Below are 22,344 nucleotides of genomic sequence, written 5' to 3'. Positions count from 1 at the left end.
ACGACCTGCGCGTTCGCCTCGCCGTGGTCGCGCTAGCTGTCACCAAGTGGTCGAGATTGTTGTCACCTGCCTCGCCTGGTCACGGCGGTTGTCACCGCCCGGGGCGGCGACCGGCTGGTCAAGGCCGGCGCTCCGACCTGGCGGGTGACGACCGCCGTGCGCATCACCAGAGCACTACGCCGGTCTGACGGCGTTGGTCCGAAAAAACCGGTTGCGGGGGAGCGCCGCCCCAGATCACGATGTGCGGCATGTACCTGTGCTGACGACTGCCACGTAGCAACTCACCCCTACGCGATCGACCTCTGCGCCGGGCCACCGGCCGCGCGTTGAGGCGATGACACGCGCGCTCACGCGATCGACCGCCCTCGGCGCTCGGCCATGTGGCCATGCGGCCATGTCCCGAGGCGATGAGACGCGCTGTCGCGAGTTGCCACGGAGAGGCACGACCTGTTGCGCGATCGACCTCGGGACGCCCGCCATGCGGCCACCCGCCCCGAGGCGATGACACGCGCCCTCGTGAGCACTCATCAGATCCCAGGAACCCCGGCCGATCCAGCCGATCCGGCCTGCGCGCGTTCCTGCTGAACCAGGAAACAGACCACCATGCATACCGAACGCAAGGCCCGTTGGGCCGTGCGCCAGTCCGCGCTGCCCACCGTCGTCCGCAGTTGCCCGGACTGCTCCAGCACGCGGCACCGGCCCTCGGGCAAGATCCGTGTAAACGCCAACGGCAAGCTCCTCGACGTCTGGCTGCTGCTCAGCTGCGCGGGCTGCGACCGGACCTCGAAGGTGCCCGTCCACGAGCGCGTCCACACGTCGTCGCTGGAACCCGCCCGCAGGGAGGCGTACGAGAACAACGACCTCGCCGTGGTGCGGGAACTGACGATGAGTGCGTCGCTCGCCGCCAAGAACGACTACAGCCTGGACTGGAGCGGCACCTGGGAGCTGGAGGCACGCACGCCGCTCCACGCGATCGACGATCCGACCCCGCTGACAGTGCTGGTGAGCTTCGAGCTGCCGGTCCCGGTCCGGGTCGAACGCCTGCTCATGTCCGGCCTCGGCCTCAGCCGCAGCCGGGTCCGCCGGATGGTCGCGGACGGCCGCATCCGCCTGCCGCTCGCCCCGGACGCCAAGGCCCGCCGCGACTTCGAGCTGACGGTCCACGCTCCGGCGGCGACCCTGGCTCAGCTCGCGGCTCCGGTCGCGGCGACGCGGCGGGAGGCGGTGCGCGAACTCGGCGCCGCCAGCGCCGTCGAGGCGCCGCCGCGCCTGTCGCGCGCGGTGTCCGGGGCGTAGGCCGACGGCTCGGTGCGGGGCGGTACCCGCGCGCGGCTCACGGACTCGCCGTTCGTGAGCCGCGCGGCGGGCTCCCGCGTGGTGGGTCCAGCCTCCTCCGACGACGCAGTCCGGGGTGCCGCAACGGTGGCGGCAGGCGGTGATCGGAGCGTGACCGGCACCCCGAGCGTCCCCAGGCCCGACGGCAGGATCGTCGCCATCGACGCAGGTCACCAGGCTGTGTGCTTCTACCGTCACTACCCGCAGCCGGTGGCCGCGGTGTGGCGGCACCTGTCGCGCCCGGCACTGCTGCGGCGCTGGCTGGCTGCCGCCGGCCGGTTGGATCCGGCGGAGGGCGGCGCGGTGGTGCTCCGCTGGCTGGCCACCGATCCCGACGGCCTCACCGTGATCGCCTCCGGCGCCGTCACGGCCTACGATCCGCCGACCCTGTTGGAGCTGGACCTCGATGCCGCCCGCGCGCTCGTCTCCGGTTCCGCCGACGCGGAGCTGTTCCTGTACTCCCGAGACCAGCACCTGTTCGCAGACAGCTCGTTCCTCGACGCGCGGTGAGGCGTCTCGCGATCCGCCGGCTGTTCGGGGCGCCCGCAACGGCCGGCGCGAGAGGCCATTTTGGCGGGGAAAACGCAACTTCGACAGGGGTCGCGGAGGCGGCTATCTTCACCTGGTCCTCGGCGATCGCCCACGGTCGTACGGGAGTTCCTTCGAGCTGAGCCGCCCGCGACCGGGCCCGCACCAGGCACCCCCAACCAGGGAGAGACGCATGCCTCATCTTGCGCTGTACACGTTCGGCGTCCTGAAGTCACCTCTCGCCGATCCCTCACCTCTCACGCGCGAACTCCACGACACCGGCGAGGCCGTCTACCGGAAGATCAGCGAGCACCCCGGGTACCTCGCCCATGCCGAAGCGGCAGACGGCGGCCGGGGCACGCACTTCGACTTGGACTGGGGCGCATGGGGGGAGTTCGCCGTACCGGCCTGGTACGGCAAGGGCTGCACGGCGGAAACCACTGCCCTGGCCGCGACCCTCTCCCTCTGGACCGACCTGCGCTCCGCCCTCGACGCCATCTACACCGGTCTGCACCGTGAGGCGCTGAACAGGCGTTACGACTGGTTCGAGAGGACAGGACGCCCGGCTTACGTGTTCTGGTGGGTCTCCGACGGCGTGATACCCGTCTGGCAGGACGGGGTTTCGAGGCTGGAACACCTCCACGACCACGGCTCCGCGCCGCACGCCTTCACCTTCCACCACGCGTTCGCCCCGGACGGAACTCCGGCCAGGGTCGAAGGCATCGGGCCGAAGAGCGACCAGGTCCGCTGACAAGGAAGCCTCAACGACCAGTTGGTGGAAGTGGAGGCGGTGGCCGTGCTGCCGTGAACCCGTACTCCTGCGGACATAGGGGGATAACCCCACCCAAGACCGGGTGGGTAGCAGCATCGTCGCAGGTGGTTTGTTCCGGAGAGGGTGGGGGTAACGGCGCGATCCGCCGTTTCCCTCGACGAACAACCGGAGTTGACACATGCGCAAGCAGGCGCGGCAGACCGTCCATCCGTCCCGGCACCGGAAGGTCCTGGTGGCCGCCATGGCCGTCGGTGCCCTGGCGACGGGGGTGCTGGCCCCGACCGCGGCGTTCGCGGCGCCGAAGCCGGACATCGTCCAGCAGGGCCTCGACGCGCTGGTGCGGGACGACGGCATTCCCGGCGCGCTGGCGAGCGTCGAGAAGGGGCACGGCCGCGCCCGCAACTACACCGCCGGGGTGGGTGACCTGGCCACCAAGGCGAAGGTCCCGGTCGACGGCCAGGTGCGGATGGGCAGCAACACCAAGACGTTCACGGCGACGGTCGTGCTGCAACTGGTCGGAGAGGGGAAGATCGACCTCGACGGGCCCGTCGAGACCTACCTGCCGGGCCTCCTCCGCGGGGACGGCATCGACGGGCGAAAGATCACCGTCCGTCAGCTCCTCCAGCACACCAGCGGGCTCCCGGACTACCTCAAGGGCGATGTCCCGCCCCGCTACTACGAGCCGCGCGACCTCCTCGACACCGCACTGAAGTTCAAGGCCGACTTCGCCCCGGGCGACCGGTCCAAGTACAGCAACACGAACTACATCGTGGCCGGACTGATCGTCCAACGGGTCACCGGCCGCCCGCTCGCGGCGGAGATCGACCGCCGCATCGTCAAGCGCATCGGCCTGCGCCACACCTACTTCCCCGCCCCCGGCGACGTGACCATCCGCGAGCCGCACCCCAAGGGCTACTACCGGGACACCCCGGACGCGCCGCTGGGCGACGTCACGGAGACGGACCCGTCCTTCGGCTGGGCAGCTGGTCAGATGATCTCCACCAACTCCGACCTCAACCGGTTCTTCTCCGAACTGCTCCACGGCGACCTGCTCCGGCCCGCCCAGCTCGCCGAGATGAAGAAGACCGTCCCCGCCGACTACCTCGGCCCCGGCGCCGCTTACGGGCTCGGCCTCGTGAGCAAGCCCCTGCCCTGCGGCGGCGGGCTCTACTGGGGCCACGGCGGCAGTTTCCCGGGCTACGAGACCCGGGGCGGCGTCACGGAGGACGGCAGCGCTGCGGCGAACATCGCCGTGACGAACCGGCCGGCCGACCCGGCGGCCATGAAGCACGTCGAGGGCCTGGTGGAAGCCGCCCTCTGCCGCTGAGGCCGCTGGGGCCGCTGAGGCCGCTGACGTCCCGGCGCCGAGGCCGCCCGGCGCACTTCGGTGCCGGGCGGCCCCGGTTTGTTGGCTATCTTCCGGCCTCGAATGGGCCAGGGGCGCGGTAGCTGGACTCTTGCCAGCTGGTGTCGGTCAGCTGGGGTCCCGTTGTTTGGCGCAGGAAGTCGGGCTGGCCGACTTCCTGCGCCGTGGTGTGTCCAGGGCGTGTTTCGAAAGTGCTGGCCGACGGAGCCCGGAGCCGAACGGACGGGACGTCAGCGCATGCCGCCGGAAGCGAGGATGACATCCCCGGTGATCCAGCGCGCGTCGTCGGAAGCCAGGAAAGCCACCAGCGGGCCGTAGTCGTCCGGGGTGCCCGTTCGGCCCAGCGGGGTGCCGGCGATCGCCTGTGCTTCCTGGGCCGAGCCGGGGAATCCCATGGCCCTGGTGCCCTCGGTGTCCGACGGCCCGGGCATGATCGCGTTGACCCGGATGCCGCGCGGGCCCAGCTCCTTGGCCGCAACGATGGTGAACGCGTTGACAGCGCTCTTGGACGCGACATAGAGCGAGGCGTACGGCGGGTGGGTGAGTGTGCCGGCCGTCGAGACGTTGATGATCGAAGCGGCGCCGATGTCGTCCTGCGCGGCCAGGGCCTGCGTAGTGAGGATCGTGCCCAGGACGTTCGTGGTCATCTCGCGCTGGAACTCCTCTTCGGTGATGCCCGACAGCGGCGCGAAGGCGGCGACGGCCGCGTTGTTCACGAGCACGTCGACCGGTCCGTACTCCTCGCGCGCCCGATCGAACAGATGGCGCACTTCGTCGCTGCGGGCCACGTCGGCCCGGACCGCGATCGCCCGGCCGCCCTCGGCGGTGATGCCCGCGACGACCCGCTCGGCGCCCTTCGCATCCTCCCGGTAGTTCACCACGACGGCTGCGCCGGTCCCGGCCAGCGCCTTGGCGATCCCCGCGCCCAGGCCCTTCGATGCGCCCGTGACGATCGCCGTACGCGCGTTGCTGCTGCTCACAGTGGCTCCTCGAACGTTGGTGCTTACGAGGTCACCGTAGGAAAGCCAGTTACTGCTGGGAAGTACCTACTTTTTTGTAAGCTCCTGCTGTGATGGAAACTCAGCAGGTCGCGACAGCCGCCCGGCTCCTGGCCCACGACACCTTCGACAACAAGTGCGTGCTCAGGCCGATCATGGACCAGACGACAAGTCGCTGGGCGATACTGATCATCTCGGCCCTCATCGCCGGCCCGCACCGCTTCGCGCAGCTGCACCAACGAGTCGGTGGCATCAGCCAGAAGATGCTGTCGCAGAACCTCAAGGCACTGGCCCGGGCCGGGCTCGTCGACCGCCAGGTCGCGCCCACCAACCCGCCCCAGGTCACCTACAGCCTGACGGAACTCGGTGTCAGCCTGGCCGGGCCGCTGACCGAACTGATCCAGTGGTTCGGCCGGCACGGAGGCGAGCTGCTCGCCGCCCAGGAGCACTACGACAGCCAGCAGGCGTCACCGCGCGAGTAACGGGCCAGTCCCATGGGCCGGTTCGGCGGAGTCTCGCGGCAGCACCAGCCGCCCCAGCCGGAGAGCACAGGTCCCGTCCCCGCTTCAACATCCACCACACGCCCGAACAGGCCGGCCGGCTCGACCAAGTCGAGCTGTTCTTCTCCACCCTGACCCGACGTTTACGACGCCGCGGCCAGTTCGCCTCCCGCGACGAACTGGCCGCGGCCATCGACACCTTCGTCCTGTCCTGCGACGAACACGACGCCAAGCCCTACTGCCGGACCTACGACGGCAGCCCACTCAAAGCCGCATGAACCCCCGAAGGATCAACGCGGCGCTGCACTAGGACTGGAAGAGCACTTCCGGATTGTTCGGCGAGGGGCCGTCCAGCAGCGGACTGTCGATCCCCTTCAGCGTCTGGTCGAAGAACGCTGCCACGTACTCGCGGGTGATCGCCACCCCGCGTTCCGGGGAGAGGGGCGGCGTCGGGAACCCGGCCTGCTCCAGGAGCAGGTCCAGGTCGGCGAAGCTGAAGTGGTCGGCTCCGGCGACCGTCAGCCACTTCTTGTAGCCGCCGAGGGCGGCCCAGGTCTGCCCCCACGAGGTGTCGTGGCCGCCGACCGGGTGGTTGTCGGCCGCACCCAGCATGAGGAGCGGCCGGTTGATCTGGCCGGGCATCGGGGCCGGGTGGAAGGCGCCGTCCATGTTCACTCCGGCCCGTACTCGCGGGTCGGCGATCATCGTGGCGGCGGCCGCCGCTCCGCCGAGGGAGTGCCCGGCCATGCCGATCTCGTGCTTGTCGATGAGGTGTGCCAGGCGCCACGCGGTATTGCCGTGCGTCAACCGGTCGATCACGAAGGACACGTCCAGCGCGCGGCTGGCGGCGACGGAGTCGAAGTCGAGCCGCGTCGGGTCATCGCAGATCGCGCACGGCGGCGTCTGGCCGTTCGCCAGCGTCTCGCCGCTGTCCTCGTAGGTGTGGCCGACGAGCGCGACGACGTAGCCGTGACTGGCCAGGTCGGTCGCGAGCGAGGTGAGCGTCATGCGCGGGTCCTCGTACGCGGGTGAGAGGACCACCAGCGGATGCTTGCCGCGCTGCGGCCGCGCGCCGTCGAAGGCGTGAGTGGTGACGCCGGAAAGGTTCTGTGCGGTGACGCCGTAGCTCGCCGGCAACTTCCGCTGCTGGATGACTCCGGCTGCCTCGGCGAGGGTCATGTAAGGGGCCGGAGTCCCGGTCCCGGGGACGGCCGGGTAGACCATCGTGACGGTCAGTTGGCGGGGGCCGGATGACGGCACCCACGGGTCGGGACGGCTCGCGTCGGTGAGGTGGATGACGTCCTCGCCGGCGGCGTAGGGGCCGGTCGGCGCGGGGAGCGTGCCTTGGAAGGACCGCGTGGGCGCGGTGGCCGTGGCCGGTGCGGTGTCTAACGCGTGCGTGGCCACCGGTGTGGCCGACGGTGTGGTCGTGGCGGCGAACCCGGCGCCGGTTCCGGTGACGAGGGCGGCGAGCGCCAACACCGCGACAGCGCTGATACGGCGATTGCGTTTCATGGGATCGACGCTAGGTTCCGCAGCTCCGTATCGAATCAGCCCATGGATGTAGACATTCTGGTGTCGTTCGTAGCCCCCGCGAGGTACCGGAGTAATCCGCCGGGATTATGTCGTGCGGCGCGGGGTTCCCTTCGCCGGCATCGTCGAGCGTCACCTTCGTCTTGGCCTACGACGAACACGACGCCAAGCCCTGCCGCTGGACCTACGACGGCAGCCCACTCAAAGCCGCATGAACCCCCGAAGGATCAACGCGGCGCTGCACTAGGCGTGATGGTCGAACTCGCCGGCCTTGGCGGCCTGGAGGAAGGCGGCGAAGTGGGCGGGGGTGGGGTGGAGGGTGAGGTGGCCTTGGTCGGACTCGCGGAGTTCGACGAGGCCGTCGGCGGTGCGGATCTCCACGCACTCGTTGGTCGCGCCGCTGTAGGTGGACTTCTGCCAGTTGGTGTTGGTCATTTGGGGCCCCGTTGGTTGTTTGGCGCAGGAAGTCGGGCTGGCAGACTTCCTGCGCCGTGGTGTGTCTAGTACTGCAACCGCATCTGTCGTTACCGCTGGCGTTCGGCGTCGTTGGTATGACTGTGTGCTGACGAGCTGACGGTTGAGCAGGTCGAGTCGTGGTCCGAGGTGATAGTGGGCTTCCATGCCCGCTTCGCGCACCGTTTCGGCAGGCCACCTCATCGTCACACCCCGCCACCACACCAACGAGCACCATCTGCGCTGGTCACGCTTCCGCCGACGCAGCCAGGCCCGAGCCCGCCGCTCCCACGGCAAACGCCGAGGCCACAACCCCCAGATGCGGTTGCAGTACTAGTCGCCGGGGATGCCGCCTACGGCGGGTACGGCGAGAATGTCGAGGGAAAGGGTGAGGTGACGGGCGGTCATGCCTTTGTCGACGGTGATACCGAATGCGTACCTGTCGATTCTGGTGGTGGCGCGGAACCGGATTCCATCGGCTGTGAATTCCGGCTGCTCGACGGTAAGTTCGATGGGCCGCGTGGTGGCTTTGACGGTCAGCTCTCCGCGCAGGACGTACCCGGTGTCCGTGGACTGGACGGCGTTCGAGGCGAAGGCTATGTGGGGGTGTGCGGCTGTGCCCAGGTACTTGGGTGAGCGCACGACCCTGTCGCGGGTACCGCTGTCGGTCGAGAAGCTGTCGGCATCGATGACAGCCGTGGCCGACGACTGCGTGGGCTCGGCGGCGACGTGCACCTGCCCCGAGGTAAGGCCGAACGTTCCGCGCACGGCGCCCAGGCCGAAGAAGTGGCGCGTGGTGAAGGCGATCGTGCTGCGTCCGGCGTCGATGGTGTAGGTGCCGACTGCAAGGGTGGTCGGTCGGTCGTCCGAGGTGTGCGGCACATGAATCCTTAGGCAGGGGCAGTCGGTTCCGTGGGGGCGAGGACGGCTGGGAGTGCTCCGTGTCAGAGGCCTCCGGGGCCTGTCCGCCCGGTCGTGGTTCCGTCGTTGCGCAGGCCCATGGGAAGGTCTCTTCGGCGTTTGACGTCGAGTTCCGGTACACGCGTGTCAGGCGCTGCTCCACCCTACTTGCGTTGATGCGCAGTTGCCTGGCGATTTGGAGATCGGTGCAGTCCATCACGGTCAGCTGCGGCGACCCGTCGCTCGGAGCCGGCGATGGCGGTGCCACTGTCGGCACCCCGAGGCCGTCTCGAAGCGGCCGCGAATAGGCCACCGACTCCAGCTCTGGGTAGGGAGATTCGATAGGACCCGCTCGGCGTCCCGCCGCACTGCGGGGCGCCGAGCCCCGAGTTGCAAATCGTCCTACCCGAGGGGCGACTCGACCTGCTCGACCATCAGCTCATCAGCACACAGAGATACCAACGAGCCCAACACCACATCCGTCACGCAGATGCGGTTGCAGTACTAGGCGTGGTGGTCGAACTCGCCGGCTTTGGCGGCCTGGAGGAAGGCGGCGAAGTTGGTGGGGGTGGTGGGGATGGTGAGGTGGCCCTGGTCGGACTCGCGGAGTTCGACCAGCCCGTCGACCGTTCGGACTTCGACGCACTCATTGCTTGAGGCGCTGAAGCTGGATTTTTGCCATGTCGACTCAGGCATAAGTTTGTTCCAGTTCCTTCTTGATGGATCGGATGAAGCTTCGAGACCCATCTTCGGGGAGAGCTGTGGAGGCCAGGCGGGCGAAGATCGCCCGGTAGCGGGCAAGGTCCGCAGGAGAGTCGAAGAACAGGGCTCCTTGGGAGACGTCCAGCTGAATGGTGTCGAGCTCGGGGACCGACCCTTCTGCGAATGTGAGGTTCTCACCGGCCCCGGGAAAGGTGTCGACCGCGAAGGGAACTACGCGAACGGAGATTCCGGGCTGCTGGGAGTCTTCGAGCAGAGCTTCAAGCTGGTCCACAAGAACCTTCGGCCCGCCGAACTGCATCCGCAGTGCAGCCTCGTGGATGAACGCTCGGAACGGCGTTCGGCCGGATCGGACGACCTGCTGCCTCTGGACGCGGAACGCTGTTCGGATGTCGACATCCTTGCGAGGCAGTGGTGGATAGATCCGCTTGAACACAGCGGAGGCGTAGGTGGCGGTCTGGAGTAGCCCCGGGATGTAGGTGGTCGTGCACATGGAGAGCTTCTCGGCGTACCCCTCGATCTCGGCTACCTCAAGGAAGTCCGACGTGAGGACCTCGCCGTACTCCTCCCACCAGCCCTTTCCCCTCTCCGCGATTATGGCGGCGAGCGCATCGACCAGGGGCCGGTTTGCGCAGTTACATGCGGCGGCGATGGTGTGAAGACGTTCGACGCTGATGCCGATCCGGCCTGACTCCATCTGCGTCACTTGGGCGGGGCTCATACCGACGACGCGGCCGAGTTGTGAGCCGCCAAACCCGGCTTGCTCGCGCATTCTCCGCAGCTCGCTTCCGAGTCGGCGTTGACGGAGCGTTGGGTTCGAGCGTGGCGGCATGGCTTCCTTCCTGGCGTGCAGTGTGGCCAAGTCTGCCGCGCTCGTCGAGCGCCGGTCCACCAGTTACCACCATAGGGGGAACTTCCCGAGAGCGTAGAAATTTGGATACTCATCTGCGCTATGTTCGGTGTCATGGCGATCCGACGGATCGTCAATAAAGCCCTCTCGTTGGGCTTTCGGCGGCATGCCCGCCGGTTCTTCCCTCACCATCACGCCTCGGGAGAACTCCCCATGCGCCACCTCAACACGCCCTCCCTCGCCATCGCCCGCCAGTCCCTCCGGGACGCGATGGGTCGTTGCGGGTACCTGCCCTCGGTCACCGACGATGCCGAACTCGCGCTCGTGGAACTGCTCGTGAACGCCTGGCGGCACGGCGGCACCCCCGCGCCGCTCGTCCTCATCCTCGCCGTCGGCCCCACCCTCCGGGTGTCCGTCAGTGACGAGAGCCCGGACCTCCCCAAGAAGCAAGCGCCGGCGCCCCTCGCGCAGTCCGGCCGGGGCCTCCAGCTCATCGAAGGCCTCACCCACCGCTGGGGCGTGGACCCCCAGGAACGCGGCAAAATGGTCTGGTTCGAGCTGGACGCCGCCTGATGTCCTTCCCGCTCCCGCGTCGTCGCCCCATGCTGCCGACCGACCCCCGGATCCGGCACTACACCGACGACCACATCCACACGCTCCTCGCCGAAGTCCAGGAGCGTGGCCGGAGGTTCGGCCTGATCTGGCCCTCCGCGACCACCGACAAGACCATCGACGGCCGCATCCTCGTCCGCTTCAACGCCGCCCCCGCCTCCACCCTCCTCAACCTCCTCTCCCTCCTCCTCGCCGCCGAGCGAGGCGACGACTCGTGCGTTTCCTGATCGCCACCGCTTTCGCGGTCCTCCTCGCTCTGGCGATCGCCACGGTCGTCCTCGGTGTCATCACGGCTCTCAAGGTGACCCCGCCCGACGAGGACACCTAACCCCCAGCCCCACCCCCAGCCCCCGCCGCCCAGCCGTCGGGGGCTAAGGGACGATTGGGCACGTGGCACAGCGGAGATACGAGTACGCCCCGGCAGGCACCCTGCCCGGGCTGTTGCAGCGCGGCCGGGGCCTGGGCGCGCAGATGGCGGCGGAGGACCCGGCGGCAGCCGCCGACCTGGTCTACGGGTGCATCCGCTGGGACTGGCGCTGGAACCGACAGGTGGACGACCGGCACCTCTACCTGGCGCGGCTCGTCCGGGACCTGGAACTGCCGGTCGGACCGATCGTCGACCTGCTGACCGGGGACGAGGACACCTGCCTGCGGGCCACCGGAGTCCTGGAGCTGCTCGCACTCGCCGACTCCGCCGAGGCCCGGGAAGCACTCCGTACCCACGTCCGAGAGGGCGAGCACCGGGTGGCTGGGCAGGACGTACGCCAGCGGCGTGGCCCCCGCGGCTCGATGGACCCCGTCCCCGAGCAGGACAGTGCGAGCCCGCGCGCCCTGCTGTCGGAGCACGGCGGCGAGAGCGATCCCGGTCTGAACATGCTGACGGGAGAGCTGGAGCGGCAGTGGGCGTCCCAGGAGTGGTGTGGCCCGATGCACACCGCCCGGGGCCTGGCCCGGTTCGGCCCCGAAGCCGCCGGGGCCGCGTCGCTGCTGCGCCGCTTCTGGCTGTGGACGCCGCACTCCTCCGAGCGCCCCGCCTACCTGGAGGCACTGGCCGCCGTCGCCCCCGTCGGGCTGGCCGAGGTGTACACCGAGTGCCTCTGGGACTGCGAGGCCGGCGCCCGCCTGCCGGCCGTCGCGCACGCCCCCGACCGCCCCCACGTCCGGGAACGCCTCGCCCACCTGCGGGACGATCCGATGGAGGAGGCGGAGGTCCGCGAGGCCGCCGGGGCGCGACTCGCCGGGCTGAGCTCGGGAGGCTCCGAGCCGGAGGGAGCCGGCTCCGAAGGGGAGCTAGAGTAGACGCGTGAACGTGTGAGTGATGGTCCGGACCCCACGAGGTGGTCCGGGCCACATCCGTTTCCAGGCACCTTCCGTGACCTGCGCGTACCTGCGCGTTCGCCGGCCCACCAGACCCGCACTCGCCTCCGGAGGCCCCGCCTTGAGCGATCAGCCGTTCGCGCATCTGCACGTCCACACCGAGTATTCGATGCTGGACGGTGCCGCCCGGCTGAAGCAGATGTTCAAGGAGGTCGAGCGGCTGGGCCAGACCCATGTCGCGATGACCGACCACGGGAACATGTACGGCGCCGCCGAGTTCCACAAGCAGGCGACCGCCGCCGGGATCACCCCGGTGATCGGCATCGAGGCGTACGTCGCGCCGGAGTCCCGCTCCAACACCAAGCGCATCCTGTGGGGCCAGCCGCACCAGAAGCGGGACGACGTCTCCGCCTCCGGCGCGTACACCCACAAGACCATCTGGGCCCGTAACAAGGAGGGCCTGCACAACCTCTTCAAGCTGACCTCGCGCTCGTACGCCGAGGGCTGGCTGGTGAAGTGGCCCCGGATGGACAAGGAGCTGATCTCCGACCTGTCCGGCGGCCTGATGGCCACCACCGGCTGCCCGTCCGGCGAGGTGCAGACCCGGCTGCGCCTGGGCCAGTTCGACGAGGCGGTGAAGTCGGCCGCCGACTACCAGGACATCTTCGGCAAGGAGAACTACTTCCTGGAGCTGATGGACCACGGCCTCGACATCGAGAAGCGGGTCCGCGACGGGCTGCTGGAGATCAGCAAGAAGCTGAACATCCCCCCGGTCGTCACCAACGACTCGCACTACACCACCGAGGCCGACGCCGGGGCGCACGACCTGCTGCTCTGCGTGCAGACCGGCAAGAACCTCTCGGACCCGGACCGCTTCCGCTTCGACGGCACCGGCTACTACATCAAGTCGGCCGCCGAGATGTACGCCCTGGACTCCTCGGACGCCTGGCAGGAGGGCTGCCGCAACAGCCAGCTGCTCGTCGCCTCCCGGGTCGACACCGAGGGCATGTTCAAGTTCCGCAACCTCATGCCGCGCTTCCCGATCCCGGAGGGCTTCGAGTCCGAGGCGGACTTCTTCAAGTCCCAGGTGTGGAAGGGCATGGACTGGCGCTTCCCGGGCGGGTACGACGAGGAGCACAAGAAGCTCGCCGAGTACGAGATGGACACCATCATCCAGATGGGGTTCCCGGCGTACTTCCTCGTGGTCGCCGACTTCATCATGTGGGCCAAGGAGCAGGGCATCGCGGTGGGCCCCGGCCGTGGTTCGGCGGCCGGCTCGCTGGTCGCGTACGCGATGGGCATCACCGACCTCGACCCCATTCCGCACGGCCTGATCTTCGAGCGCTTCCTCAACCCCGAGCGCATCTCCATGCCCGATGTCGACATCGACTTCGACGAGCGCCGGCGCGGTGACGTGATCCGGTACGTGACCGAGAAGTGGGGATCCGACAAGGTCGCCATGATCGTCACGTACGGCACCATCAAGGCGAAGGCCGCGATCAAGGACTCCTCGCGCGTCCTCGGCTACCCGTACGCGATGGGCGACCGGATCACCAAGGCGATGCCGCCGGACGTGATGGGCAAGGGCATCCCGCTGTCCGGCATCACGGACAACAGCCACCCGCGCTACAGCGAGGCCGGTGAGATCCGGGGGCTGTACGAGAGCGACCCGGACGTGAAGAAGGTCATCGACACCGCGCGCGGCATCGAGGGCCTGATCCGCCAGCCCGGCGTGCACGCGGCCGGCGTCATCATGTCCGCCGAGCCGCTGACCGACCACATCCCGGTCTGGACCCGGCACACCGACGGCGTCACCATCACGCAGTTCGACTACCCCACCTGCGAGGGCCTCGGCCTTCTCAAGATGGACTTCCTCGGCCTGCGCAACCTGACGATCATGGACGACGCCGTCAAGGCGATCGAGAAGAACAAGGGCATCAAGATCAACCTGCTTGATCTGCCCCTGGACGACAAGCCGACCTACGAACTGCTGGCACGCGGCGACACGCTCGGCGTCTTCCAGCTCGACGGCGGCCCCATGCGCTCGCTGCTGCGGCTGATGAAGCCCGACAACTTCGAAGACATCTCCGCCGTCCTCGCGCTGTACCGACCGGGCCCGATGGGCGTCAACTCGCACACCAACTACGCGCTGCGCAAGAACGGCCAGCAGGAGATCACCCCGATCCACCCGGAGCTGGAGAAGCCCCTGGAGGAGATCCTCAAGCCGACGTACGGCCTGATCGTCTACCAGGAGCAGGTGCAGAAGGCCGCCCAGATCCTCGCCGGCTACTCGCTCGGCCAGGCAGACCTGCTGCGCCGGGCCATGGGCAAGAAGAAGAAGGAGATCCTGGAGGCCGAGTTCGTGCCCTTCCAGAAGGGCTGCCGGGACCACGGCTACTCGGACGCGGCGATCCAGGCGGTGTGGGACGTCCTGGTCCCCTTCTCCGGCTACGCGTTCAACAAGGCGCACACCGCCGGGTACGGGCTGGTCTCGTACTGGACGGCCTATCTCAAGGCGAACTTCCCGGCCGAGTACATGTCCGGCCTGCTGACGTCCGTCAAGGACGACAAGGACAAGTCGGCGATCTACCTCAACGAGTGCCGCAAGATGGGCATCCAGGTGCTGCCGCCGGACGTCAACGAGTCGGACTCGGACTTCACCCCGCACGGTGACACGCTCGTCCGGTTCGGCCTCACCGCGATCCGCAACGTCGGCGGCCCCGTCGTCGACTCGATGATCCGCACCCGCAAGTCGAAGGGGAAGTTCAGCTCCTTCCCGGACTTCCTCGACAAGGTGGAGTCGGTGGTCTGCAACAAGCGGACCGTCGAATCGCTGATCAAGGCGGGCTCCTTCGACTCGCTCGGGCACACCCGCAAGGGCCTCAGCGCGCAGTTCGAGCCGATGATCGACAACGTCGTCGGGGTCAAGCGCAAGGAGGCCGAGGGCCAGTTCGACCTGTTCGGCGGGGACGCCGTCTCCGACGAGCCCAGCTTCGGCCTCGACGTCGTCTTCTCCGAGGAGGAGTGGGAGAAGTCCTTCCTGCTCACCCAGGAGCGCGAGATGCTCGGCCTGTACGTCTCCTCGCACCCGCTGCACGGCATCGAGCACGTGCTCGCCGACAAGGCCGACTGTGCGGTGGCCGACCTCGCCGAACGGCCCGACGGCACCATCGTCACCATCGGCGGCATCATCTCGGGCCTCCAACGCAAGATGACCAAGCAGGGCAACGCCTGGGCGATCGCGACCGTCGAGGACCTCGCGGGCTCGATCGACTGCATGTTCTTCCCCGCCAGCTACCAGCTGGTCTCGGCCCAACTCGTCGAGGACGCCGTGGTGTTCGTGCGCGGCAAGCTGGACAAGCGGGAGGACGTGCCGCGACTGATGGGGATGGAGCTGACCGTCCCGGACCTGTCGAACGCGCACGCCGAGGCGCCGATCATCATCAACATCCCGAGCGTGAAGATCACCCCGCCGCTGATCGCCCGGCTCGGCGAGGTGCTGGGCAGCCACCGGGGCACCACGGAGGTCCGGGTGCGGCTGGAGAGCCGGAACAAGACGACCGTGCTGCGGCTGGACCGGCACCGGGTGAAGTCGGACCCGGCGCTATTCGGGGACCTCAAGCAGCTGCTCGGGCCGAGCTGTCTGGCGGGCTGAGCCGGATTCGGCGCTGATCCCCCGGGGCGTGCTCCGGGGGATCAGCCGTGCCCGCCCAGGCCCGGGGGGACGGCCGTGTGCAGGGCGGAGACGAAGGCCGAGATGGCCGGGTGGGAACCGGCGCCCGCGCGGAAGGCGGCCCGGGTGCGGCGGTACATCGGCAGCCGGGTGAGGACCACGCCGGGCGGGGGCTGCGCGGCGCCCAGCTGCGGGACCAGGGCCACGCCCTGGCCGGCCGCGACCAGGGCCAGGACGGTCGCGAAGTCGTCGATCTGGTGCCGGATCCGGGGCGCGAACCCGGCGGCCTCGCAGGCCCGGACAGCCATGCTGTGGCAGAGCGTGCCGGGCGGGGCCATGATCCACGGCGCGCCGCGCTGCTCGGCGACCGTGCCCGGGGCGCGGGCCGCCAGGTACATCGGCTCGGTGAACACCGGACGGGTCACCGCCAGGCCCGGCTCCGGATCGGCCGGGACGAGGTCGTACTCGTGGACCAGCGCGACGTCCAGCTCGCCCGCGCGCAGCGCCGCCGCGACGCCCGCCGGATCCACCTCCGTCACCATCGGCTCCAGGCCCGGGTGCCAGGCGGCCAGCTCGCCCAGCACCGCCGGGATGATCGCGCGGGCCGCCGACGGATAGGTGCCGATCCGCAGCGGGCCGGCCAACCCCCGTCGGGCGTGGGCGAGTTCGGCGCCCGCCTGCTCCAGCAGGGCGAGCACCGCCTCGGCGTGCCGGACGAGGTTGCGCCCGGCCGGAGTGAGCGCGACCCGCCGCCCGGTCCGCTCCAGCAGCGGGACGCCCGCCTCCTTCTCCAGGACGGACAGCTGCTGGGACACCGCCGAAGGGCTGAAGGAGAGCGCCTCGGCGACGGCGGCGATGGTGCCGAGGTGGGCGAGTTCGCGCAGCAGGCGCAGGCGTCGGACGTCGAGCATCGGCTCAGCTTACGAGAAGCATCACGAATGTGAACTGGACCTGGGTGATCGGCGGGCCGCAGGATCGTGGCCATGGAACTCACCGGCATCCACGTCCCCCTGATCACGCCCTTCGCCGCGGACGGCACGGTCGCGCTGGACGCCCTCGCCGTGCTCGCCGCCGAGCTGCTGGAGGCCGGTGCGGCCGGGCTGGTCGCCCTCGGGACCACCGGCGAGCCCGCCGCGCTGAGCGAGGACGAGCGCTGGGCCGTGGTCGAGACCGCCGCGGCCGCCTGCGCCGCCCGCGGGGCCCTCCTGACCGTCGGCGCGCACGGCGGCGACACCCGCTCCACCGCCGAGTCGCTGGCCGCGCTCGGCAAGCGGGTGCCGCAGGCCGCGGCCGCGCTGGTCACCGTCCCGGCGTTCCTGCGGCCGGGCGAGGCCGGGACGGTCGCGCACTTCCGGGCGCTCGCCGGGAGCAGCCCGCTGCCGCTGGTCGTCTACCACATCCCGTACCGCACCGGGCAGCAGCTGTCCGCCGCCGCGCTGCTCGAACTCGCCGCGCTGGACGGCGTGGTGGGCGTCAAGTACGCGACCGGGGGAGTGGACCAGACGGCGGTGGAACTGCTCGCCGCCGCCCCCGCCGACTTCGCGGTGCTGACCGGGGAGGACGCCTTCCTGTCCCCGCTGCTGGCGCTCGGCGCGGCCGGCGGCATCCTCGCCTCCGCCCATCTGGCCACCGCCCGGTTCGTCGAGCTGACGCAGGCCTGGCAGGCCGGGGACGCCACCCGGGCCCGGGCGCTCGGGCACCGGCTCACCGGGCTGGCGCTGGCCGCCTTCGCCGCGCCGAACCCGACGGTGATCAAGGGCGTGCTGCACGCCCAGGGCCGGATCCCCACCCCGGACGTCCGGCTGCCGCTGCTGCCGGCCGGCGGGGCGGAGGTCGAGGCGGCGCTGAAGCTCGTGAGTGGTCTGGACCACTAGTCGCTCTCACACCGTGGAACACCAGGCCGCCGCACCCTCGTGACAAGGCATGATGGGCAGAGTGCGGCTGTAGACAGCACCATCCAGAGGAGTAGTCGGAATGAAGATCGGCATTGTCGGGGCCACCGGCCAGGTCGGCGCAGTGGTCCGCGAGATCCTGGCGGAGCGCGCTGGTCGTGAAGGCGGACTGGGCCCGGTCGAGCAGCTGCGGCTGTTCGCCTCGGCCCGCTCGGCCGGACGCACCCTGCCCTGGCAGGGCACCGAGGTCACCGTCGAGGACGCGGCCACGGCCGACTACACCGGCCTGGACATCGTGATCTTCTCGGCCGGCGGCTCCACCTCCAAGGCCCTCGCCCCCAAGGCCGCCGCGGCCGGCGCCGTCGTCATCGACAACTCCTCCGCCTGGCGCCGCGACCCCGACGTCCCGCTGGTCGTCTCCGAGGTCAACCCCGGCGCCATCGCCGACCGGCCCAAGGGCATCATCGCCAACCCGAACTGCACCACCATGGCCGCCATGCCCGTGCTGCGCCCGCTGCACGAGGAGGCCGGCCTCGCCGCGCTCGTCGTCTCCACCTACCAGGCCGTCTCCGGCAGCGGCGTGGCCGGCGTGGCCGAACTCCAGGACCAGGCCGCCAAGGTCGTCGACGGCGCCGCCGCGCTCGCCCACGACGGCTCCGCCGTCGAGTTCCCCGAGCCCAAGGTCTACCAGCGCCCGATCGCCTTCAACGTGGTGCCGCTGGCCGGCTCCATCGTTGAGGACGGCTCCAACGAGACCGACGAGGAGCAGAAGCTCCGCCACGAGAGCCGCAAGATCCTCGGCATCCCGGACCTCAAGGTCGCCGGCACCTGCGTGCGCGTCCCGGTCTTCTCCGGCCACTCGCTCCAGATCAACGCCCGCTTCGAGCGCCCGATCAGCCCCGAGCGCGCCGCCGAACTGCTCGCCGCCGCCCCCGGCGTCGAGCTGTCCGACATCCCCACCCCGCTCCAGGCCGCCGGCCGGGACCCGAGCTACGTCGGCCGCATCCGGGCCGACGAGACCGTCGAGCACGGCCTGTCGCTGTTCGTGTCCAACGACAACCTGCGCAAGGGCGCCGCGCTCAACGCCGTCCAGCTGGCCGAGCTGGTCGCCGCCGAGCTCAAGGGCTGACACCCGGCCCCGCCGGGCCGCGGGCGCTCGCACCCCGCACCTCGCGGCGAGCGCCTCGCACCTCGCGGGGGGCGCCCGCTCGCACTCCCCGGCGTGACCAAGGGCGGGCCCCGTCGTTGAACGGGGCCCGCCTTTGCGTTCCGTTGGGCTTGCCGTTGCGGTACCGCGACATCCGTCGAGGTTCGGCGCGCGAACCAGGGGGAAAAGGTGACCCAACGATCGGGCGGCCACGGGGGCCCCTCACCCCACCACGTCCGGACGACGGGCGGATCCGCGCCCACCCGGCCCGACCCCCACACGAGGGCGAGTGGAAAGAGGTGCGCGATGGACCGCTGTGTCGTCCTGGTGGATGCCGGATACCTGCTGGGCGCCGCCGCCAGCCTGCTCGCCGGTGACCCATCCCGTTCCAGAGTCACCGTCGACCACACCGCGCTGATCACCGCGCTGCGCGAACGTGCCGAAGCCGAGACCGGGCTTCCGCTGCTGCGCATCTACTGGTTCGATGCCGCCCCCGACCGGCGCCCGATGCCCGAACACCGCCGACTGCGCGTCCTGCCCCGCGTCACCGTGCGGCTCGGCGCCCTCACCCGCGCCGAAGGGCGCTGGGTGCAGAAGGGCGTCGACGCCGCCATGCACGCCGAACTCTCCGAACTCGCCCGCAACCGGGCCTGCGCCGACGTCGTCCTGATCACCGGCGACGGCGACCTGCTGCCCGGCATGATGACCGCCAAGGAACACGGCGTGGCCGTCCACCTGTGGGCGCTCCAGGCCGCCGACGGCGACTTCAACCAGTCCGAGGACTTGGTCGGCGAGGCCGACGAGCGAAGAGTGCTCGACCGCGAGTGGATCGAGGGCTCCTTCAGCCTCCGGGACAACGCCAACGTCTTTCCGGCGCCCGGCGCCCGCCAGGAGATCGCCAAGATCCTCGCCGCCCCGCCCGGCGCCCCGCCCGTGGTGGCACCCGCCGCGGCGCCGGTCGTGGCGCCCCCGGTCGTCCAGCCGGCCGCCGTCGCCCCGGCCGCCGTGCCCGCTGCCGCCGTGCCCGCTGCCCTCGGGGCCTCCGCCGTCGGGGCCGTCCCAGGCGCCGGGCGGCCCCAGCCGGCCGCCGCGCTCAAGGTCGTCCCCACCCCCAAGGACCTCGCCGGGCGAACCCCCGCCGTCGCCCCGGCCGTCAACGGGCACGGCGGCACCGGACTCGCGAACGGCCACGGCGGCAACGGGCTCGTCAACGGGCACGGCGGCAACGGGCACGGCGGCAACGGGTTCCTGAACGGGCAGGCGAACGGGCAGGCGAACGGGCACGGCACCAACGGGCAGGCCGTCGGCACGACGGGCGCCCCCGGACAGGCCGGCCCCGTCCTGCGCTGGTCCTCCGACCGCGGATGGGTCGACCGCCCCGCCCCCGAACCCGCCGTCACCGCCGGCGACAGCCTCCCCACCCTCGCCCACCTCACCACCGCCGAACAGCGCTGGGCCGACCGCGAGGAGGACATCACCTCCATCGGCGGCGACGCCCACGAAGTCGGCCAGGTCTTCGCCCGCCGCTGGAGCGAACGGCTGGGCGACGTCGAACGGCTCACCGTGCTCTGGCCCGACTACCCCCGCATCCCGCACCGGGTCGACGGCGAACTCCTCCGCTACGCCGCCCGCTTCGGACTGCTCGCGCACAAGGACGACCAGATCGACGAACACGACCGCTACGCCATCCGGGCCGGATTCTGGAAGGAACTGGCGGTGCGGGTGCCCGGCGGATCGATGGTCGTCGTGGACGACTGACGGGCGCACGGCCCGGGTTGGACCCGGCGAGCCGCGTGCCGGTTTTCGGTGATCAGGCCCCCTTGTCCGGTTCGCCCGGGCGAACGCGTAAAGTCTTCGGTCGTGACCGAGTCGGCAGGGCGAGTACCCCAGAACACCCCGCCGTGCGTCGCCGTGCGCGACCTCGTCAGGACCTACCGCACCGGGCGCGGAGCCGGCGCCGGCGAGATCCGGGCCAACGACGGAATCAGCCTCACCGTCCACCAGGGCGAGATCTTCGGGCTGCTCGGACCCAACGGGGCCGGCAAGTCCACCCTCGTCCGCCAGCTCACCGGCCTGCTGCGCCCGGACTCCGGATCCGTCGAACTCCTCGGCCACGACATCGTCCGCCACCCCGAACGGGCCGCCCGGCTGCTCGGCTACCTCGGCCAGGAATCCAGCGCCCTCGACGAACTGACCGTCGCGCTCGCCGCCGAGACCACCGGACGGCTGCGCGGCCTCACCCGGGCCCAGGCCCGTACCGAAGCCGCCGACGTCCTCACCGAACTCGGGCTCGAACCCCTCGCCCAGCGGCCGCTCGCCAAGCTCTCCGGCGGCCAGCGCCGACTCGCCTGCGTCGCCGCCGCCCTCGTCGGGGAACGGCCGCTGCTCGTCCTCGACGAACCCACCACCGGCATGGACCCCGTCGCCCGGCGGGCCGTCTGGACCGCCGTCGACCGGCGCCGCACCGAACGCGGCGCCACCGTCCTGCTGGTCACCCACAACGTCATCGAGGCCGAGACCGTGCTCGACCGGGTCGCCGTCATCGACGACGGGCGGGTCATCGCCTGCGACACCCCCGGCGGGCTCAAGGCCCTCGTCGACGGCGACGTCCGGCTCGACCTGGTCTGGCGGGACGAGGCGCCGCTCACCGTCCCCGCCGTCGCCGAACTCGCCGAACGGGCCGAACGCACCGGCCGCCGCTGGACCGTCCGCACCACCCCCGAACAGGCCCGCGAACTGGTCGCCGCCGTCACCACCGGCCCGGCCTTCGCCGCCCTCGACGACTTCACCCTCGCCACCCCAAGCCTTGAGGACGCCTACCTCAAGCTCGGGGGCCGCCACGGAGGACTGGCCAAGTGACGCTGCTCTCGGTGCCGCCGCAGGCCACCGCCCCCGCGACCGGCGGCACCCCCGCCCCGCTCGCCCCCGCGGCCCGGCTGCTGCCCGCCCTCGCCGCCGTCTACCGGGCCCAGCTCGCCCGGGCCCGGGTGGCGCGGATCCCGCTGCTGTTCGTCGCCACCTTCCAGTCCGTCGGCATCCTCGTGATGATGCGGGGCGTGGTGGACGCCGGGCAGACCTCGGCCGCGCGGTCCGTGGTCGCCGGGTCCAGCGTGCTGGTGGTGGCGTTCGTCGCCCTCAACCTGCTCGCCCAGTACTTCGGGAAGCTGCGGGCCACCGGCGGACTCGACCACTACGCGACGCTGCCCGTACCCGCCGCCTCCGTGGTGCTCGGCGCGGCCGCCGCCTACGCCTCGTTCACGCTGCCCGGGACGGTCCTCACCGCGGCCTTCGGCGCCGTGATGTTCGGGCTGCCGCTCGGGCAGCTGTGGGTGCTGCTGGCCGTCGTCCCGCTCGCCGGAGCCGCCCTGTCCGGGCTCGGGGCCGCCTGCGGGCTGCTCGCGCCCCGCCAGGAGATCGCCACCATGCTCGGGCAGCTCGGCATGTCGGCGGCGCTGCTGCTCGGCGTGCTGCCCGTCGACCACCTCCCGCAGCCCGTCCTGTGGCTGCGCGACCTGCTGCCCTCCACGTACGGCGTCGAGGCCTTCGCCCGGACGTTCGAACCCGACCCGGACTGGGCGCTGATCGCGGGCGACCTCGCCGTCTGCGCGGGCGTCGGCGTGGTGTCGCTGGCGATCGCCACCTGGGCCTACCGGCGGGCCGTCTCCCGGTAGGGGGCGTCCCGGGGGTCGCCCGGGGTCCGGCTCCGCGAGGTGCGGGGTTCGGGTTCCGGGAGGCACGGGCGGCGGCT

Annotated in this window: 20 protein-coding genes and 2 pseudogenes; 15 read left to right on the top strand and 7 right to left on the bottom strand. The window is 70.6% G+C overall.

All coding sequences use genetic code 11. The annotated features are described in order from the left end of the window. Positions 1-603: 603 nt before the first annotated feature. From A6F73_RS08410 to A6F73_RS08395, 5 genes and pseudogenes are all read left to right on the top strand, one after another. Positions 604-1,296 carry a DUF1062 domain-containing protein gene (locus tag A6F73_RS08410; RefSeq protein WP_063347209.1) on the top strand — a complete coding sequence of 231 codons (693 nt, stop codon included), beginning with the start codon at positions 604-606 and terminating at the stop codon, positions 1,294-1,296. A gap of 12 nt (positions 1,297-1,308) precedes the next feature. Beyond that, positions 1,309-1,725, top strand: a pseudogene (locus A6F73_RS44365) (SRPBCC domain-containing protein); the annotation flags it as partial. A gap of 9 nt (positions 1,726-1,734) precedes the next feature. Continuing rightward, a pseudogene (locus A6F73_RS42940) lies at positions 1,735-1,845 on the top strand (dienelactone hydrolase); the annotation flags it as partial. A gap of 211 nt (positions 1,846-2,056) precedes the next feature. Next, a complete protein-coding gene (locus A6F73_RS08400; protein WP_063347207.1) occupies positions 2,057-2,614 on the top strand; it encodes a DUF3291 domain-containing protein in 558 nt (185 codons plus the stop codon). Positions 2,615-2,813: 199 nt separating this feature from the next. Next, a complete protein-coding gene (locus A6F73_RS08395; RefSeq protein ID WP_063347206.1) occupies positions 2,814-3,962 on the top strand; it encodes a serine hydrolase domain-containing protein in 1,149 nt (382 codons plus the stop codon). 269 nt (positions 3,963-4,231) lie between these two features. Here A6F73_RS08395 and A6F73_RS08390 read toward each other — a convergent pair whose 3' ends face one another. After that, positions 4,232-4,981 (bottom strand): SDR family oxidoreductase, encoded by a 750-nt coding sequence (locus tag A6F73_RS08390; protein ID WP_063347205.1) that lies wholly within the window; start codon positions 4,979-4,981, stop codon positions 4,232-4,234. Positions 4,982-5,073: 92 nt separating this feature from the next. Between A6F73_RS08390 and A6F73_RS08385 the strand changes: the two genes are divergently transcribed. Beyond that, the gene (locus A6F73_RS08385; protein ID WP_063347204.1) at positions 5,074-5,481 is read left to right on the top strand and encodes a helix-turn-helix domain-containing protein; all 408 of its coding nucleotides are present in this window, start codon (positions 5,074-5,076) and stop codon (positions 5,479-5,481) included. Between the two features lie 324 nt (positions 5,482-5,805). On the opposite strand, the gene A6F73_RS08380 is transcribed toward A6F73_RS08385, so the two are convergent. The 5 genes from A6F73_RS08380 to A6F73_RS08360 form a co-directional block, all read right to left on the bottom strand. Continuing rightward, positions 5,806-7,014, bottom strand: coding sequence for an acetylhydrolase (locus tag A6F73_RS08380; protein WP_063347203.1), 1,209 nt, complete (start codon positions 7,012-7,014; stop codon positions 5,806-5,808). A gap of 261 nt (positions 7,015-7,275) precedes the next feature. Beyond that, the gene (locus A6F73_RS08375) at positions 7,276-7,467 is read right to left on the bottom strand and encodes a DUF397 domain-containing protein (RefSeq protein ID WP_063347202.1); all 192 of its coding nucleotides are present in this window, start codon (positions 7,465-7,467) and stop codon (positions 7,276-7,278) included. Positions 7,468-7,818: 351 nt separating this feature from the next. Continuing rightward, entirely contained in the window at positions 7,819-8,367 is a 549-nt protein-coding gene (locus A6F73_RS08370) for a YceI family protein (protein ID WP_063347201.1), read from the bottom strand. A gap of 522 nt (positions 8,368-8,889) precedes the next feature. Continuing rightward, complete coding sequence (locus tag A6F73_RS08365) at positions 8,890-9,081, bottom strand: DUF397 domain-containing protein (RefSeq protein WP_063347200.1); 192 nt, start codon at positions 9,079-9,081, stop codon at positions 8,890-8,892. Beyond that, positions 9,074-9,997, bottom strand: coding sequence for a helix-turn-helix transcriptional regulator (locus A6F73_RS08360; RefSeq protein ID WP_159398404.1), 924 nt, complete (start codon positions 9,995-9,997; stop codon positions 9,074-9,076). Before A6F73_RS08360 ends, A6F73_RS08365 begins: the two co-directional genes overlap by 8 nt. 171 nt (positions 9,998-10,168) lie before the next feature. Between A6F73_RS08360 and A6F73_RS08355 the strand changes: the two genes are divergently transcribed. The 4 genes from A6F73_RS08355 (at position 10,169) to dnaE (ending at position 15,539) form a co-directional block, all read left to right on the top strand. Beyond that, positions 10,169-10,528 (top strand): ATP-binding protein, encoded by a 360-nt coding sequence (locus A6F73_RS08355; protein ID WP_063347198.1) that lies wholly within the window; start codon positions 10,169-10,171, stop codon positions 10,526-10,528. Next, entirely contained in the window at positions 10,528-10,794 is a 267-nt protein-coding gene (locus A6F73_RS08350) for a hypothetical protein (protein ID WP_159398403.1), read from the top strand. Before A6F73_RS08355 ends, A6F73_RS08350 begins: the two co-directional genes overlap by 1 nt. A gap of 163 nt (positions 10,795-10,957) precedes the next feature. Continuing rightward, positions 10,958-11,866 (top strand): hypothetical protein, encoded by a 909-nt coding sequence (locus tag A6F73_RS08345; RefSeq protein ID WP_063347196.1) that lies wholly within the window; start codon positions 10,958-10,960, stop codon positions 11,864-11,866. A 139-nt stretch (positions 11,867-12,005) separates the two neighbouring features. Further along, positions 12,006-15,539 carry a DNA polymerase III subunit alpha gene (gene dnaE / locus A6F73_RS08340; RefSeq protein WP_063347195.1) on the top strand — a complete coding sequence of 1,178 codons (3,534 nt, stop codon included), beginning with the start codon at positions 12,006-12,008 and terminating at the stop codon, positions 15,537-15,539. Positions 15,540-15,580: 41 nt separating this feature from the next. Here dnaE and A6F73_RS08335 read toward each other — a convergent pair whose 3' ends face one another. After that, positions 15,581-16,468: a LysR family transcriptional regulator gene (locus A6F73_RS08335; RefSeq protein WP_063347194.1), complete on the bottom strand. Its 888-nt coding sequence runs from the start codon at positions 16,466-16,468 to the stop codon at positions 15,581-15,583. A gap of 72 nt (positions 16,469-16,540) precedes the next feature. Between A6F73_RS08335 and A6F73_RS08330 the strand changes: the two genes are divergently transcribed. From A6F73_RS08330 to A6F73_RS08310, 5 genes are all read left to right on the top strand, one after another. Next, complete coding sequence (locus A6F73_RS08330; RefSeq protein WP_063347193.1) at positions 16,541-17,431, top strand: dihydrodipicolinate synthase family protein; 891 nt, start codon at positions 16,541-16,543, stop codon at positions 17,429-17,431. 100 nt (positions 17,432-17,531) lie between these two features. Then, positions 17,532-18,578 (top strand): aspartate-semialdehyde dehydrogenase, encoded by a 1,047-nt coding sequence (locus tag A6F73_RS08325; RefSeq protein ID WP_063347192.1) that lies wholly within the window; start codon positions 17,532-17,534, stop codon positions 18,576-18,578. Positions 18,579-18,902: 324 nt separating this feature from the next. Beyond that, entirely contained in the window at positions 18,903-20,354 is a 1,452-nt protein-coding gene (locus A6F73_RS08320) for an NYN domain-containing protein (protein ID WP_063347191.1), read from the top strand. Between the two features lie 102 nt (positions 20,355-20,456). Further along, a complete protein-coding gene (locus A6F73_RS08315) occupies positions 20,457-21,455 on the top strand; it encodes an ABC transporter ATP-binding protein (protein WP_063347190.1) in 999 nt (332 codons plus the stop codon). After that, positions 21,452-22,267: an ABC transporter permease gene (locus A6F73_RS08310; RefSeq protein ID WP_063347189.1), complete on the top strand. Its 816-nt coding sequence runs from the start codon at positions 21,452-21,454 to the stop codon at positions 22,265-22,267. The genes A6F73_RS08315 and A6F73_RS08310 overlap by 4 nt, the downstream gene beginning before the upstream one ends. Positions 22,268-22,344: the final 77 nt, after the last annotated feature.

Source organism: Streptomyces sp. MJM8645 (assembly GCF_001625365.1).
Lineage (GTDB): Bacteria > Actinomycetota > Actinomycetes > Streptomycetales > Streptomycetaceae > Kitasatospora.
Note: the sequence above shows the minus strand (reverse complement) of the source record. Positions and strands in the feature narration are given on the sequence as shown.